Here is a 14812-nt window from a genome sequence, read left to right as displayed (position 1 = left end):
ACCCGGCGGCAGAATTGGGTAATATCTCCTAGGTCGTTTAGCAGCAGGCGGCTCCTCACCTTCTCCTTGCCCAGCATCTCGCGTGGTCGGCCAGGGGCGGATGCAAAGGTTCACCTGTTGTCCGAACATCCTTTTGACAAGGGCCCGGCTGTCTCGGGCCTCCTCCAGGACCTCGTCCTCGACAGCGACGACGTCGAGGAGTTCCTGACGAAGCTGGTCACCGTCGCCGGCCACAGCCTGTCGCACGAGGATGACGAGGTGCTGTGCGGCGTGACGCTGCTGAGGGCACGCACGAAGACGACCGTCGCGAGCAACAGTCCCGACGCCCAGAAGATGGACGAGGTGCAGTACGAGTTCAACGACGGGCCGTGCCTGAGGGCCGCCCGCCTGGGAGTCGTCCACTATGTCAGCGACTTCGATGCGGAGGAGCGTTTCCCCGAGTACAGCCGGGCGATCGCGGACCACGGCATCAAGTCCGCGCTGGGTGTGCCCATCCCCCTCGAAGGCGATGCGACGGCGGCGCTCAACTTCTATTCGCCCCTCGTGGACGCGTTCAGCGCCGAGGCCGTCGAGGCGGCGGAGGGATTCGCCGCGGAGGTCTCGGCCTCGCTCCGCCTGGCAGTCCGGATCGGGAAGCTCACGGAGTCGAGTGCCGATATGCGGGCTGCGATGGAGAGCCGCACCACGATCGACCTCGCGGTCGGGGTGATCATGGGGCAGAACCGCTGCTCCCAGGACGCCGCCATGGCCATCCTGAAGGCGGCCTCCAGTACCCGCAACGTCAAGCTGCGGGAGGTCGCCGCGTCCGTGCTCCAGTCGCTGGGCCAGGGTCCGGCCAGCACGCACTTCGAGTAGCAGCACGGCCGGCGATCATGGAGCACTCGAACGAGCACGGCCGGCGCCGGCACCTGGCCGCGGGGATGCGGCGGTCCGGGTTGTCCGTCACCCAGGCCTGGATCGGCTACTTCGCGCAGGGCGGCACCCTGTCGGAGGCCCGGGTGGCTGCCTACCTCGAGGGGCTCGGCGACCTGCCCGCGGTCGAGTCGGATCTCCTCGCCGAGGTCGTGCAGGAAGCGGCGGGGGAGAGGATGCCGGCTGGGGGCGGGGTCGTCCTCAGTCGTCCGGGCGGGAGCCCGCACGATCAGCAGGAGGCCCTGCGGCCGCTGGGCGCTGCAGGGGCGGCGCTGCTCGACGAAGCGTCCGCCGAGCGCGAGCGCCTGCACTCCCTCGATCGGTTGAACCTCCTGGACACGCCCCCGGAGGAGCGGTTCGACAGGATCACCCGGCGGGCGGCCGAGCGATTCCGGTGCGAACTGGCGACGCTCGCCCTGATCGCCGAGCACCGGCAGTTCATCAAGTCCGCCGTGGGCGAGGCCGACCAGGATCTCGAGCGGACGCAGGCTTTCCGCAACGAGACCATCCGCGCGGTGAGTCCCCTCGTCCTGACGGACACGCTGCAGGACGAACGCTTCCGCGGGCACACCTTCGTGTCCGGTGCGCCGTACGTCCGTTTCTACTCCGGGTGTCCGCTGCGCGGGCCGGGCGGATGGCTGGTCGGGTCGCTCTGCGTGATGTCCACCTCGCCACGCGCGTTCAGCGACGAGGATCTCGAGGACCTCGAGGAACTGGCGCAGGACATGCAGCGGGAGGTGTACCCGGGCTGGAAGGCCTGGCGCCTGCTCTGACCGGTGGACTCAGCACGTCTGTGTCCGCGTGTGACGCACCGGGGAGAGCCGGTCGGGTGACCCACCTATCCTCTGAGCTACGGCCCGCCCGGGCCGGCAGCACATCGAGCGACACGTCGAGGAGCACGCCATGGCGCAGACCAGCATCGAGTCCGAGGTAGCCCGCTTCAACGAGGGCTTCGAGCTGCAGATCGGCCCGGACCTGGCGGGCACCTTCGCGCAGGAGCAGGCCGACCTCCGTTCGGTGGGCACTCCGAGCGGCGTGGTGCGGCCGGGTGATGCACTGCCCGACGCCGCGCTGCTCACCGCCCACGGCGACGCGGTCCGGCTGTCCGCGGTGCTGGGCGGTGCCCCCGCGGTGCTCGTCTTCTACCGCGGCGCGTGGTGCCCCTACTGCAACATCACGCTGCGGACCTACCAGCGCGAGCTCCTGCCGCACCTCGCCGGGCAGGGGATCGTGCTCGTCGCCATCAGCCCGCAGCACCCGGAGCGGAGCGGTGCGACGGCCGAGGGCGCCGAGCTGGGCTTCGACGTCCTGTCCGATCCTTCGAACACGCTTGCGGGAGCGCTCGGCATCGTCACCCAACCGAGCACGGCTGCACGGCGTGCGCATACGCAGCTGGGTTTCGAGGTGTCGGACAGCAATGCGGACGGTACGGCGGCAATCCCCTTCCCGACGGTCCTCGTCGTCGACGCCGGCGGGACGGTCCGCTTCGTCGACGTCCAGACGGACTACACGCGGCGCACCGAGGTCCCGGCGATCCTGGCGGCCGTCGCGCACCCCTGAGCCTCAGGGCCCGCCGGCGCGAGGGCCGTCATGCGGCGGGAGGCCTGTGCGCACCGGTTGCTGGACGGGTGGTGAACCGCCTCCGGTACGCGGTCGGCGTGGTGCCGAGCGACGCCGCGAAGTTCTGCCGGAGGGTGACAGCGTTGCCGAAGCCGCAGTCGGACGCGATGCGGTCGATGGGCAGGTCGGTCGTCTCGAGCAGCCGCCGGGCCGCGTCGAGACGTCGGGAGCGCACCCAGGCCGACGGCGTCGTCCCGGTCGTCGCGCGGAAGGCGCGGACGAACGTCCTGCGGCTCAGGTGTGCCTGCGCGGCGAGCCGGTCGATGCCCAGCGGCTCGTCGAGGCGCCCGAGCGCCCATTCGAGCAGGTGTGCGACGGGGTCGTCGCCGGAACCCTCGGGTACCGGGTGCTCGATGTACTGGGCCTGCCCGCCGTCCCGGTGCGGGGCGACGACCAGGCTGCGTGCCACCCGGTTCGCCGCATCCGCGCCCAGCCGCGCGCGCACCACATGGAGGCAGGCATCGAGCCCGGAGGCCGTTCCCGCACTGGTCAGGACGTCTCCGTGGTCGATGTACAGCACGGATTGGTCGATCGGGATGTCGGGGTGCCGTGAAGTGAGCGTGTCGAAGGCCTGCCAGTGCGTGACCGCCTTCCTCCCGGCGAGCAGCCCCGCGTCCGCGACGGCGATCGCGCCGAGGCACAGGCCGAGGACGGTCGCCTTCCGGGCGTGCGCGTCACGGAGCGCGCCGAGGAGGCCGTCGCCGAGCGCCCGCCCGTCGTCGAACCATGAGGGGATGACCAGGATGTCGGCCGAGGAGCCGGCCTCGGGTCCCTCGACCCCCGCGAGCCGGTAGCCTTCCGCCGTGCGGACCGAGCCGGGACGGTCGCCGAAGAGTACCGTCGTCCAGTCCGCGAGGCCCTGGCGTCGCACCTCGTCGAAGACCATCTGCGGGACGGCGAGGTGGAACAGGGTCGCGTCATCGAACGCGTAGACCGCAATACGCATCGGGTACCTTCCGTTGGCCCGAATCCATCGTATACCGACCTCCGGGCCACTGGTGGGTCGGCACGGGGACCGGGAGGATGGACGTGATGCCGCATCGAGCGGTCCCCTACCTCCCAGGAGCAGCCACATCATGAGCACCCCTCGCCGCGCCCTCGTCCTCGTCGACGTCCAGCAGCAGTACTTCGGCGGACTCCTCGAGATCCAGTTCCCGCCCCACACCCGGTCGCTCGGCCGGATCACGGCCGCCATCGACGCCGCGACCGCCGCGGGGATCCCCGTCGCTGCCTTCCAGCACTCGTCCGGTGAGGGCGCGCCCGTCTTCGCGCCCGGCACCCCGGAGTTCGAGCTCCACCCGGAGATCGAGAGCCGACGGACCGACGCCTGGAAGGTCATCACGAAGCAGTACGGCTCCGTCTACGCCGGTACCGACCTCACCGCATGGCTGCGGGAGCACGACGTCGACACCATCACCCTCGTGGGCTACATGACCAACAACTGCATCCTCGCCTCGGCCGTGGAGGCGGAGGCCATCGGGTTCTCCACGGAGGTCCTCTCGGACGCCACCGGCGCCATCAACCTCGCCAACAGTGCCGGCTTCGCCGACGCCAAGACGGTCCACACCACGCTGATGGCCCTGCTGAACTCGAACTGGGCCGCCGTCGCGGAGACGGATCAGTGGATCGCGGCCCTCGAGGCGGGCGAGACATTGCAGGGCAGTGATCTCGGAAGTTCGGCGGCGACGGGGTCCGAGCGGGCCGGCACGGTCTGACGGCTGCCTGGGACGACGTCGGCGGAGGAGTTTCGGTCCCGTCGTCGGTCGCGGGTGGCAGACCTCGCGTCAGCGGGCGGCCGTAGACCCGGCGGTCAGCGGTCGGCGGCGGGCCGGTCCTCGAGTCCGACATCGACGGTCCGGGTCTGGGACCCTCGACGGAGCTCGACCGAGACGGTCTGCCCCGGGTCACGCTGCCGCAGTGCCGCGAGCAGGTCTTCCGGGGCCGCGAGATCCTCGTCCTCGATGCGCGTGATGATGTCACCGGGCCGGATCCCGGCGTCGTCGGCGGGTCCGCCCTCGGACACCGAGAGGACGGCGACGCCCGCCGTGTCCTGGAGGTTCAGCTGCTCCGCGATCTGCGGCGTGATGGCGCCGGGCGCCAGCCCCATGAACGCGTGCTCGGCGGTACCGTCCTCCCGCAGTTCCTCCGCCACCTCCACCGCCGTGGGGGCCGGGATGGCGAACCCGAGCGCGACGGCTCCCTGCGCGGGCGGGATGTAGGCCTCGCTGATGCCGATGATCTCCCCGCGGCCATTGACCACCGCGCCGCCGGAGTTGCCCGGGCTGATGGCGGCGTCGGTCTGGATGAGGTCCACGAGCGATTGGCTCGATGCCGCCGAGCCCGGGATCTCCCGGTGCAGGCCGGAGATGATGCCGGACGTCGCGGTGTTCTCGAACCCGAGCGGGGAACCCAGGACGACGGCGAGTTCGCCGATGCGCGGCAGCCCGGACTGGAAGGTGGCTGCCGGGAGGTCGGTCCGGTCCGCGCGGACCAGTGCGAGGTCGGAGACGGCGTCGGATGCCTCGACGGTGCCGGAGACGCGCTGGCCGTCGGCGAAGGCCACCTCGACGTCCTCGTTGCCGCGGATGACGTGCTCGTTCGTGAGGATCAGGCCGTCCTCCGTGTAGATGACCCCGCTGCCCAGACCCTCCTCGGTGAAGATGGTGACCACCGACGGCTCGACGGCCTCGACGATCTCGGGAATGCTCATGGTGGCGTCCGCGTCCGCGTCTTGCGCCGAGCCCGTCCCGCCGCCGGACGACCCGGGAGGGGCGGTGGCGGACGCCGAACCCTCCTGCGCCTGGGTGGGAGCGCTCGCCGTGGGCACGGAGACCCCGGTGGCGGTGCACCCCGGCACGGCGAGCAGCAGGGCGAGAGCGACCATGGTCGCCCGGAGGGGACGGCGGGTGGTGGACGTCATGGGCGGGCGCTCCTCGTGGCCAGGCGGATCGTCGGTGTCACCGGCGGACTCGCCGGCACGCTTTCCCTTCGACGATACGATCGGGCCCGGCCGCGCAACAAGCGGCGACGCGGAGGGTCACGGATGTGGACAGACGTGGACAGGCGGCGGAGGACAGGGCGTGGCGCCGGGCCGATCGGAGGAGAAGGGCGCATCATCGTCGGAGGATCCAGCGGGCCGCGCTCAGGTCCACCGACTCGACGATGGAGCTCCGATGCCGCACTTCGCCGTTCTCATCTACGCCGACGAATCCCTCCATGCCCTGGATGCTGCCGACGCCGAGCTGGCGGAGAACGACCGGCACGCAGGCGACCTGCAGGATTCGGGGTCGCTCACCCTGGCCTATGCCCTCACGCCCCGGGCGGCGGCCGTCTCCATCCGCCGGGACGGCACCACCGAGGGACCGTTCCTGCAGGCCGATCAGTTCGTCGCGGGCTTCTACGTCCTCGACGCCCCCGACCTCGACGCCGCGGTGGCGCTCGCCCGCCTCAATCCCGCCGTCCGCACGGCCACCGGAGGTGTCGAGGTCCGGCCTGTGCACAGCGGCGGCGTCACCGTCGACTCCGCGTAGCCGGAACGTCCCGGTCTCTTCGTCGCGACCTGCCCGGTGAGGGAGCCGCGGTCCTCAGGCCCGTCCGTCGGGGTCGCGGCGGCGTAGCGGATTCTCCCGCCAGGACGCCTCCTCCGACGGGTCCGGCCCGTAGCCGGGGCGCAGGAGTGGCTCGTCCGGATCGTCCTCCGGGTTCACCTTACGGGCGCCGCCAACGCGGTGGGTGAGCCAGTAACCCCAGCCGATGCACGCGGCGGCGGCGAGGATGAAGAGGAGGCCGATCGCCAGGAGAAGAGGTGCCTCGGCGGGTATCGGGGTGTCCGTGGACTCGGCCCGTGCGAAGTCGGAGACGGCCTGCGGGACGAAGAGGGTACTGACGAACAGCAGGACGAGTCCTGCCAGGTACTGCTTGATGCCGAGCTTCATGACTCCCCTGGGTGTCGTCGCGACCGGGACGGACCCGTCACGGTTCCTTCCCAGCTTAGGCCGTGCCGCCCACACGCCTACGCTGGTCGGGTGCACGAGACCCTGCCCAGCAACCGCCGGCTCAGCCGCAGTATCCTCCGCCTCGCGGTACCCGCCCTCGGGGCCCTCATCGCGGAGCCGCTGTTCCTGCTCGCCGACTCGGCGATCGTCGGCCACCTCGGCGTGGACGAGCTCGCCGGCGTCGGGCTCGCCTCCACCGTGCTGCAGACCGCCGTCGGGCTGATGGTGTTCCTCGCCTACTCGACCACGCCCGCCGTCGCCCGCCTCCTCGGCGCCGGTCGGCTGCCCGAGGCGCTGGCAGCGGGGCGAGACGGCGTGGGGCTCGCGGTGCTCCTCGGTGTGGTGCTGTCCGCAGCCGGCTGGGCCACGGCGCCGCGGCTCGCGTCCCTGCTGGGCGCCGAGGGTGCCGTCCACGTCTTCGCCGTCGACTACCTCCGCTGGTCCATGCCGGGCCTCACCGCCATGCTCGTGGTGCTCGCCGCGACCGGCGTGCTGCGCGGGCTGCAGGACACCCGGACCCCGCTCGTGGTGGCCGGCGCGGGGTTCGGTGCCAACGTCGTGCTCAACTACCTGCTGGTGTACGGCGCCGGGATGTCGGTGGCGGGTTCGGCGCTCGGGACGAGCCTGGCCCAGTGGGGCATGGCCGCGGTGTACCTGGTGATGATCGTCCGGTCCACGCGGCGGGAGCAGGTGACGCTCCGCCCCACGCTGCGCGGCATCCGTGGAACCGCGAGCGTGGGCTCCTGGCTCATGCTCCGCACGCTCTCTTTGCGCGCGGCCATCCTGGCCACGGTCTTCGTCGCGACCGCGCAGGGTCCGTTGAGTCTCGCGTCCCACCAGCTGGTCATGACGGTCTTCACGTTCCTGGCCTTCGCCCTCGACGCCCTGGCCATCGCCGCACAGGCGCTGATCGGCAAGGAACTCGGCTCCGGGAATGCACCCCGCGCCCGTGCCCTGACGCGGCGCATGCTCGTCTGGGGCGTGGGCTTCGGCGTCGTCACCGGTGCGCTGCTCGCCGCCGTCGCGCCTTTCGTCGGCTGGATCTTCACCACCGATCCCGCCGTGCAGGCCGCCTTCGCGGCCGGGCTCTGGGTCCTCGCCGCGTCGCAGCCCGTCTGCGGCTTCGTGTTCGTGCTCGACGGCGTCCTCATCGGTGCGGGGGATGCCCGCTACCTCGCGCTCGCGGGCGTCGTGAACCTCGTGGTCTACGTGCCGCTGCTGGTCCTCGTGGCCCGGGCCGACCTCACCGGTGGAACCGGGATCGTCTGGTTGTGGCTCGCCTTCGGCGTCGGCTACATGCTGGCGCGGGCCGCGACCCTCGGCTGGCGCGTACGGGACGACCGCTGGATGGTCACGGGTGCCACACGCGGCGGGACCGCGTAGCGCTCAGGAGGCCAGGGGCTCCCGAGCCCGATCGCCTCGGGGCGCCACCGTGCAGGGACCGGCCGCACTGATCTCCGCCCACACGGCGTCGAGGGACAGCCCGACGACGACGGCGACGGCTGCGATCGTGGGGAAGGCCGGCGTCGCGACGCGGCCCGATTCGATCTTCCGGAGCGTCTCCGGCGAGACGCCCGCGTCGAGGGCTGTCTCCAGCACGGACCGCTCCCCGCGGGCAGCACGCAGGAGGGCGCCGAGGCGCTGGCCGCGTTCGACGTCGGCGGGCGTGAGTGGCAATCTGACCATGCCCCCGATGATAGCCCGGGATAGTATTACCGGGATAGTTATTGGAAGCAGTCGGAAGGCACCCCATGATCGAGATCCTGACACCCGCCGAACTGGACCGGGCGCGCGTGACGGGCAGGCTCGTCGCCGACATCCTGCAGTCGCTGCGGCAGCGCGCCGTGGTCGGGACGAACCTGTTGCAGATCGACCGGTGGGCGCAGGAGATGATCGTGGCCGCCGGCGCCCAGTCCTGCTACGTCGACTACGCCCCGTCCTTCGGGCGGGGACCGTTCGGCCACTACATCTGCACCGCGGTGAACGACGCCGTGCTGCACGGCCTGCCGCACGACTACGCGCTGGCGGACGGCGATCTGCTGACGCTGGACCTCGCCGTCCTCAAGGGCGGGATCGCAGCGGACTCGGCCATCAGCTTCACCGTCGGGCAGGCGCCGTCCCCGAAGGATGCCGAGATGATCGCGACGACCGAGCGTGCCCTCCGCGCGGGTATCGCCGCGGCGCGTCCCGGAGCCCGCATCGGGGACCTCTCACACGCCATCGGGTCGGTCCTGAGCGCTGCCGGCTATCCGATCAACACCGATTTCGGCGGGCACGGCATCGGCTCCACGATGCACCAGGATCCGCACATCACGAACACGGGGCGCCCGGGACGCGGCTACACGCTGCGGCCGGGCCTGCTGCTCGCTCTGGAACCATGGATCATGGCGGACACCGCGACGCTCGTGACCGATCCGGACGGCTGGACCCTCCGCAGTGTAACGGGTAGCCGGACGGCGCACAGTGAGCATACGATCGCGATCACGGAGACCGGCGCGGAGATCCTGACGTTGCCCACCTCCGCCGCACAGTAGGCCCGGCCGGGGGGTGCGCCACCCGGGCGGGCGAGAGCGTGGAGGGAAGGAACCGATGACGGTCGACGAGGTACTCGCCGAACTCGCCGCACTCGAGGATCCGCGCATGCGTGCGGTCAACGAGAGGCACGGCGACGACCACGGGGTGAACCTCGGCGCGCTCCGGGCACTGGCCAGACGGTTGAAGACCCGGCAGGACCTGGCGCTCAGCCTATGGGGGGCGGACGACACCGCCGCGCAACTCCTCGCCCTGCTGATCTGCCGGCCCAGGGACTTCGGGGCTGAGGACCTGGACGCGATGCTACGGGAGGCGCGCTCGCCCAAGGTGCACGACTGGCTCGTGAACTACGTGGTGAAGAAGGGCCGTCACGCGGAGGAGCTGAGGGTCCGTTGGCTGGCGGACGCGGACCCGGTGGTGGCCTCGGCGGGCTGGGCGCTCACGTCGGACCGTGTGGCGAAGGGCCCCGAGGGGCTGGACCTGGACGCGTTGCTCGACACCGTCGAGGCGGAGATGAAGACGGCGCCGGAGCGACTGCAGTGGGCCATGAACCACACCCTGGCCTTCATCGGCATCGAGGACGCCGACCGTCGGGCTCGTGCACTGGACATCGGCGAGCGGTTGGCGGTCCTCAAGGACTACCCGACGCCGCCGAACTGCACGTCCCCGTTCGCGCCCGTGTGGATCCGGGAGATGGTGGGACGCAGGGAGTCCTGACGTCAGGACTCGAGCAACCGGCCCCGTTCTGCAGCGTGGGCTGCGGAACGGGGCCGGGAGTTCACTCCTCAGGTGCCCTCGAAGGCGAGGGCACGCCCTGCTAGTCGTTCGTCGTCAGTGAGCGACGAGCCCAGACACCGGCTGCGGCCAGAAGGCCGAAGCCCGCCGCGAGCATTCCGCCGAGCGGCAACCCGCTGTCAGGAGTGCTTTCCACCGTGGCGGTCTGCACATTCATGCCGCGGTTGCTGCCGGTGTTGGCCGCGCCCTTGCCTCCGCCGGTACCGCCGGTCACGACGCCGCCGGTCCCTCCTCCACTGACACCATCAACGATGATGCCCACAGTGCCGTCGCCGTCGATGTCGATGTCGATGATGACGGTCGTATCTCCGGAGCAGGCGATGACCGCTGCGTCGAAGAGATCCTCGATGGCTTCGAAGTCCGTGGTGATGGCGTCGGCGTCGATGCGGATCTCGTTCGCGGCGGCGATCGCCAGCTCCAGCCGGACGTTCGCAGCGATGATCGCTTCGAGGTTCGCTGCTGCTGCCAGCGCAGCCCGTGCTTCCTCGACGCCGTCCTCGGCGGCGGCGAGCGCAGCGAGGGCTGCGTCGACGTCGGCCTGCGCTGCGTCGACGTCGACCTGGCCCTCGGCTGCTGCTGTGACGGCTGCGGCGAGGGTTGCCCGAAGGGCATCGAGGTCGATGCCTGCCTCGAGCTCCGCCTGATCGGCGAGAGCCGCGTCGATGTCCTCCTGTAGGGCGTCGAGGTCGATCGTGGCTTCCGCGTCCGCCTGTGCCTCGAGCGCCAAGTTGAGGACGTCCTCCAACCTCTCGAGCTCGAGCTCGGCCGCGTCCCGGGCATCGGTGGCGGCATCGAGGATGACGCCGAGGCTGACGGCGAGCGCCTCGTTCGTCGACGCCGCCCCTTCGGCCTCGTCCAGTGTGAGTTGCAGCCCCACGATGATCGCCGCGCCGGCCGCCTGGTCGGCCTCGGCGTCGGCGAGGAGGACCCGCAGTTCGGCGATGATGGCAGCATTTGCCGTCGCGTCCGATTCGGCGTCCGCGAGGGCATCCTCCAGGTCGGCGAGGACGAGCAGACCGGCGGCCTGGTTGCTTTCGGCCTGCTCGAGGAGGACGCCGAGGTCGAGGATCACCTGGGCGTTGGCGGTCGCGGCGGTCTGGGCTTCCACCAGGGCTGCCTCGGCGTCGATGACTGCTTGCTGCCCCTCGGCAAGGGCGCCGATCGCCAGGTTCAGGTCGACCTGCAGGGAAGCAGCGAGTGCTTCTCCCGCATTCTCGGCGTTGACCGCAACCGTCAGTGCAGCCTGAAGGCCGGCGAGGGCAGTCTGGGCTGCTGCCAGCTCGACAGTGAGAGCCGCCAAATTGGCTTCCGCGGCAACGACTGCCGGCGACGGAATCGACGCCGCGGCGAGATTCGCCTGCGCGGTGACCAGGAGCCCCTGCGCCGTGGCGTTGTTCGTGTTCGCGACCTGCAATGCTGCAGACGCTGCTGCGATGGCGGTTGCATCCTGGGGGTCGGTGGCGATCGCTGCCGCAAGGTTCGCCTGCGCGGTGACGACGATCGCCTGCGTAGCGGCGGCGTTCGTCGCTGCAGTATTCACTTCCGCCTGGGCGGCGGCGATGATGCCGGCCTGCACCGCGACGGCATCGTCACGGACCGTCGTGGCGAGACTGACGTCCGCCTGCAGATCAGCGACGACGGCGCCACCTGCGTTGAAGTTGACAGCTGCTGTATCGACTGCCGTCTGCAGGGCCGGCAAGGCCTCCACGGCGACGCCCAGGGAAAGGGTCAGGGCGTCGATGTCGCCCTGCAGGACAGGGAGGGCTGCGTTCGCATCGGCGAGGTCATCGGCAGCCGTGTCGACGGCGGCCTCGAGGTCGAGCTGCGCTGCGACGGCGGACGCGACGTTCGCTTCGGCAGCATCTGCGGCCGCGTCCAGTTCGAGCTGCGCTGCGGCCGCAAGAGCGAGGTCGCCCTCGGCGTCCGTCACAGCGGCCTCGAGAGCGGTCTGAACCGTCAGTGCTCCGTTCAGTTCCAGTTCCGCTGCGTCCGCGGCCTCATTGAGCGGAATCTGCGCTTCGAGGGCCAGGTCCAGCTCGTCCTGAGCTGCATCGACGGCCAGGTCGAGGCCGACCTGCGCAGCCACGGCCGCGTCGAGGGCGTCCTGGGCTTCGTCGACGTCGGCGTTCAGATCGACCAGCACGAGGATCGCTGCATCCACGGCATCCTGCGCGGCGTCGACGTCGGCCTGCAGCTGCACGAGGAGTGCCTCTGCGTCCGCAAGGGCCTGGGTTGCGGTGTCCACCTTTGCCTGGGCGTCGGCCAGGGCCTGGAGCGCGACATCCAGTTCGAGCTGGGCGTCGACAACGGCCTGGTCCAGGGGCTCCTGCGTTGCCTCGGCTTCGTCGAGGACGATCTGGGCGGCCTCGACATCTGCTTGTGCGTCGGCCAGCACGATCAGGGCCGCGTCCAGTGCCTCCTGGGCAGCTTCCGTGTCTCCGGGTACGGCTGCGACAAGGGCGTCGCGCTCGGCCAGCGCGACGAGGACGGCCTCGAGGGCTGCTCCCAGTTCTATCGACAGATCGTCATCTGCGGCGGCGTTGTCCAGTGCCGCGCGGAACAGGTCCTGGGCCGCGAGGCACTCTGCGGAGTTCGGTGCGGCCGAAGCCGGGGCGGCGGTGAAGAAAAGACCGCCGGCTACGAGAGCGGCGGTCGAGCCAGCGGCAAGAAGTCGGGTGTTCTGAGACATTGCGATGTTTCCCCTTTAGACGTGCATTCCTGAGTGAAGCGAGCGTGTAGAACACCGGTGAACCTGAGAATTTCCTGAGACCGCGTCCTACCTCTCATGGCACACCACGCGCTCCATGAAGCACCATGGCCGGTCGACCAGACTTTTCTGGCTCGAAGGCCAAGAAGGGACCAAGTATTTGGTGGCACATAGCCAAGTAGTCAGACAGACTAGACGCGTGGCCAGCGGCGGCCATTTGGGGGTGGGTGGGGATTATGCGTGCGTCGGTCCGGTCTCAGCGGCGAGTAGGGGTTCATCTGGCGTCGAGGGACGTCCTGACCATTGCAGGTCTGAGGCAATTGCTGAAGCCCTGCTCGTTCATCAGCGTCACCGGAGTCAGTGAGGACGAGCAGGTCACGCTGTCTGCCCTCGACGCCGAGCAGCCGGACATACTCCTGCTCAACGCCGGCAGCGAATCGGAGGTGCAGTCGATCGTGCCGGCCGCTCGAGGGCGACATGAATCGCTGAAGATCGTCGTGCTCGCGGACGAACGGCTTGCCGACACACTCCACCTGACGGTGCGACCGCGACTCGAGGGCGTCCTGATCCGGGGCGGTGACTATCTGCAGGACATCGGACCCATCCTTCGGGTCGTTCGTCATGGTGGACATGTCACGTCGTGCGGCGTCGAGGTAGCACGGACCGATGGCCATCCTGCGATCAGCGCGGACGTGCTCACCCGGCTTGGCGCCCTGTCGATCAGGGAGTCCGTCATCCTCCGGGAACTCGCGCGTGGGCGCACGAATTCGGACATTGCACAGCACCTTCATGTCAGTGTTGCCACGGTCAAAGCCGATCTCAACCGGATCATGAAGACCATGAAGGCCTTCAGCCGCGTCGATCTGGCGGTGCTCGCCGTGCAGAGCGGATTGATCGACGTCTGATTCCGGGCCGGGAGCCACGTCGCCTTCGGTGGAGGTGAGGTGTCGAGGCATCACCTGTCGGGCGATACAGCGCCGATCACAGGGTGGTGAGCGACGGATCGCGTTCACGCCGGGGAGGGGCGATCGTGGAAGGTCACCCTTGAAGCATGCGGATCCCGCCTCGACAGGGCTCCGACACCGGCGGTGAGGGGCGCCGCCGGCAGGACTAAACTGGACTGGCCGGAGATCGCCCGGCCACCGTTCTCCTCCCGAGAGGCCCCTGATGGCTGCTGCACCGACCGCCTCCGGTCTCGGCCCCGACACCGCCGCGGCGGCCGCGTGGAAGCCGTTCCTCGCGCGCGCCGTGGTCGGCGCCGTGTTCGGGCTCGTCACCATCTTCTGGCGCGAGCCGTCCACACTCGTCATGGCCATCGCCGGAGGCCTCTACCTCCTGCTCGGCGGCGCCGTATACCTGTGGACGCACCGCCAGGCGCACTGGGGCTCCACGTCCCTCCTGACGGACATCGGCGGGGGGCTGCTGCTGGGCGCCGGGATCGCGAGCATCGCGTTCGTCGATGATCGCACCTTCGCCTTCGCCGGGGCGGTCGCCCTCGTGGTCGCAGGGCTCGCGGAACTGATCCGCGGTCTCGGCCTCAGAAGCCACCTCGCAGCCCGGGACCTCGTGATCGTCGGCATCGTGTCCATCGCCACCGGTGCCCTCCTGCCGTTCGTCGAGCGACTGGGCGCCCATGCCCTCCTCGGTGTGACCGGGGGAGGGGCGCTGCTGTCCGCCGTCGTCCTCGCCATCGCGGCCCTCAGCTACCGGCACGATTCAGCGCTGAGCGCACCGGGCACTTCGGGCGCCCACGGCGGAGCGGACCCCGTAAACTAGAAGCTCTACGGCTCGTAGAAGACAACGCATCACCGGAAGGAGTGCCCGTGGCCAAGCGCCGACCGGGGAAACCCACGCAGGGGCGGTTCCGCCACGGCATCAAGGCTCCGCTCGTGTTCTCCGCCGTGCTGGCCGTGGTGGCCGGGACGGCGACGTCGATCTTCGCCACCGGCGGCGGGACCAGGGAGCTGCGGGTGGATCTCGGTTTCACCGCGGCCGGTATCGCGTTCATCGCCTCGCTGGTCATCTGCGCCATGCTCATGATGGCCGAGACGCCGAACGCCGAGCACCTCAGCAAGGGTTCGGGCGTCAACCGTTCCTCCGCGAAGCCGGACCCGAAGCCGGGCGCGGCCCGTCCCGCCGCGGCCCCGGAGCCGGACGGCGAACCCCGGTACGGCGAACGGCTCCCCCGGCAGGACACCTAGCTCCGGCCAGTGCCGGCACCGCCCCTTGACGGCGCTGCTAACCTCCCCCC

At 70.3% G+C, this 14812-nt stretch carries 16 protein-coding genes; 11 read left to right on the top strand and 5 right to left on the bottom strand.

The annotated features are described in order from the left end of the window. Positions 1 to 117 precede the first annotated feature (117 nt). The 3 genes from NVV32_RS16290 (at position 118) to NVV32_RS16280 (ending at position 2472) form a co-directional block, all read left to right on the top strand. Positions 118 to 855, top strand: coding sequence for a GAF and ANTAR domain-containing protein (locus tag NVV32_RS16290; protein ID WP_422390868.1), 738 nt, complete (start codon positions 118 to 120; stop codon positions 853 to 855). A 17-nt stretch (positions 856 to 872) separates the two neighbouring features. Next, positions 873 to 1685: a GAF domain-containing protein gene (locus NVV32_RS16285; protein ID WP_422390867.1), complete on the top strand. Its 813-nt coding sequence runs from the start codon at positions 873 to 875 to the stop codon at positions 1683 to 1685. 130 nt (positions 1686 to 1815) lie between these two features. After that, positions 1816 to 2472 carry a peroxiredoxin-like family protein gene (locus NVV32_RS16280; protein ID WP_422390866.1) on the top strand — a complete coding sequence of 219 codons (657 nt, stop codon included), beginning with the start codon at positions 1816 to 1818 and terminating at the stop codon, positions 2470 to 2472. Between the two features lie 28 nt (positions 2473 to 2500). Here the strand turns inward: NVV32_RS16280 and NVV32_RS16275 are convergent, their stop codons facing one another. Continuing rightward, the gene (locus NVV32_RS16275) at positions 2501 to 3478 is read right to left on the bottom strand and encodes a GlxA family transcriptional regulator (protein WP_422390865.1); all 978 of its coding nucleotides are present in this window, start codon (positions 3476 to 3478) and stop codon (positions 2501 to 2503) included. 130 nt (positions 3479 to 3608) lie between these two features. Here NVV32_RS16275 and NVV32_RS16270 point away from each other — a divergent pair, with 130 nt between their 5' ends. Then, a complete protein-coding gene (locus tag NVV32_RS16270) occupies positions 3609 to 4247 on the top strand; it encodes an isochorismatase family protein (protein WP_422390864.1) in 639 nt (212 codons plus the stop codon). Positions 4248 to 4342: 95 nt separating this feature from the next. Here NVV32_RS16270 and NVV32_RS16265 read toward each other — a convergent pair whose 3' ends face one another. Further along, on the bottom strand, positions 4343 to 5452 hold the full coding sequence (locus NVV32_RS16265; protein WP_422390863.1) for a S1C family serine protease: 1110 nt from the start codon (positions 5450 to 5452) through the stop codon (positions 4343 to 4345). Between the two features lie 253 nt (positions 5453 to 5705). Here NVV32_RS16265 and NVV32_RS16260 point away from each other — a divergent pair, with 253 nt between their 5' ends. Further along, complete coding sequence (locus NVV32_RS16260; protein ID WP_422390862.1) at positions 5706 to 6062, top strand: YciI family protein; 357 nt, start codon at positions 5706 to 5708, stop codon at positions 6060 to 6062. A 54-nt stretch (positions 6063 to 6116) separates the two neighbouring features. Here NVV32_RS16260 and NVV32_RS16255 read toward each other — a convergent pair whose 3' ends face one another. Continuing rightward, complete coding sequence (locus NVV32_RS16255; protein WP_422390861.1) at positions 6117 to 6467, bottom strand: hypothetical protein; 351 nt, start codon at positions 6465 to 6467, stop codon at positions 6117 to 6119. A 90-nt stretch (positions 6468 to 6557) separates the two neighbouring features. On the opposite strand from NVV32_RS16255, the gene NVV32_RS16250 reads away from it, so the two are divergent. Continuing rightward, on the top strand, positions 6558 to 7910 hold the full coding sequence (locus NVV32_RS16250; RefSeq protein ID WP_422390860.1) for an MATE family efflux transporter: 1353 nt from the start codon (positions 6558 to 6560) through the stop codon (positions 7908 to 7910). Between the two features lie 3 nt (positions 7911 to 7913). Here the strand turns inward: NVV32_RS16250 and NVV32_RS16245 are convergent, their stop codons facing one another. Continuing rightward, positions 7914 to 8213, bottom strand: coding sequence for a helix-turn-helix transcriptional regulator (locus NVV32_RS16245; protein ID WP_422390859.1), 300 nt, complete (start codon positions 8211 to 8213; stop codon positions 7914 to 7916). A 65-nt stretch (positions 8214 to 8278) separates the two neighbouring features. Between NVV32_RS16245 and map the strand changes: the two genes are divergently transcribed. Then, positions 8279 to 9061, top strand: a complete 783-nt coding sequence (gene map, locus NVV32_RS16240; RefSeq protein ID WP_422390858.1) for a type I methionyl aminopeptidase — start codon at positions 8279 to 8281, stop codon at positions 9059 to 9061. Between the two features lie 55 nt (positions 9062 to 9116). Then, on the top strand, positions 9117 to 9776 hold the full coding sequence (locus tag NVV32_RS16235; RefSeq protein ID WP_422390857.1) for a DNA alkylation repair protein: 660 nt from the start codon (positions 9117 to 9119) through the stop codon (positions 9774 to 9776). Positions 9777 to 9876: 100 nt separating this feature from the next. On the opposite strand, the gene NVV32_RS16230 is transcribed toward NVV32_RS16235, so the two are convergent. Continuing rightward, positions 9877 to 12543, bottom strand: coding sequence for a hypothetical protein (locus NVV32_RS16230; protein ID WP_422390856.1), 2667 nt, complete (start codon positions 12541 to 12543; stop codon positions 9877 to 9879). Between the two features lie 338 nt (positions 12544 to 12881). On the opposite strand from NVV32_RS16230, the gene NVV32_RS16225 reads away from it, so the two are divergent. From NVV32_RS16225 to NVV32_RS16215, 3 genes are all read left to right on the top strand, one after another. Next, a complete protein-coding gene (locus NVV32_RS16225) occupies positions 12882 to 13466 on the top strand; it encodes a helix-turn-helix transcriptional regulator (protein WP_055766480.1) in 585 nt (194 codons plus the stop codon). Between the two features lie 262 nt (positions 13467 to 13728). Beyond that, positions 13729 to 14337, top strand: a complete 609-nt coding sequence (locus NVV32_RS16220) for a hypothetical protein (RefSeq protein WP_422390855.1) — start codon at positions 13729 to 13731, stop codon at positions 14335 to 14337. A gap of 47 nt (positions 14338 to 14384) precedes the next feature. Next, on the top strand, positions 14385 to 14762 hold the full coding sequence (locus NVV32_RS16215; protein ID WP_422390854.1) for a hypothetical protein: 378 nt from the start codon (positions 14385 to 14387) through the stop codon (positions 14760 to 14762). Positions 14763 to 14812 lie beyond the last annotated feature (50 nt).

Origin of the sequence: Arthrobacter sp. N1 (genome assembly GCF_048288285.1) — a bacterium.
Taxonomy (GTDB): Bacteria; Actinomycetota; Actinomycetes; order Actinomycetales; family Micrococcaceae; genus Arthrobacter_D.
Note: the sequence above shows the minus strand (reverse complement) of the source record. Positions and strands in the feature narration are given on the sequence as shown.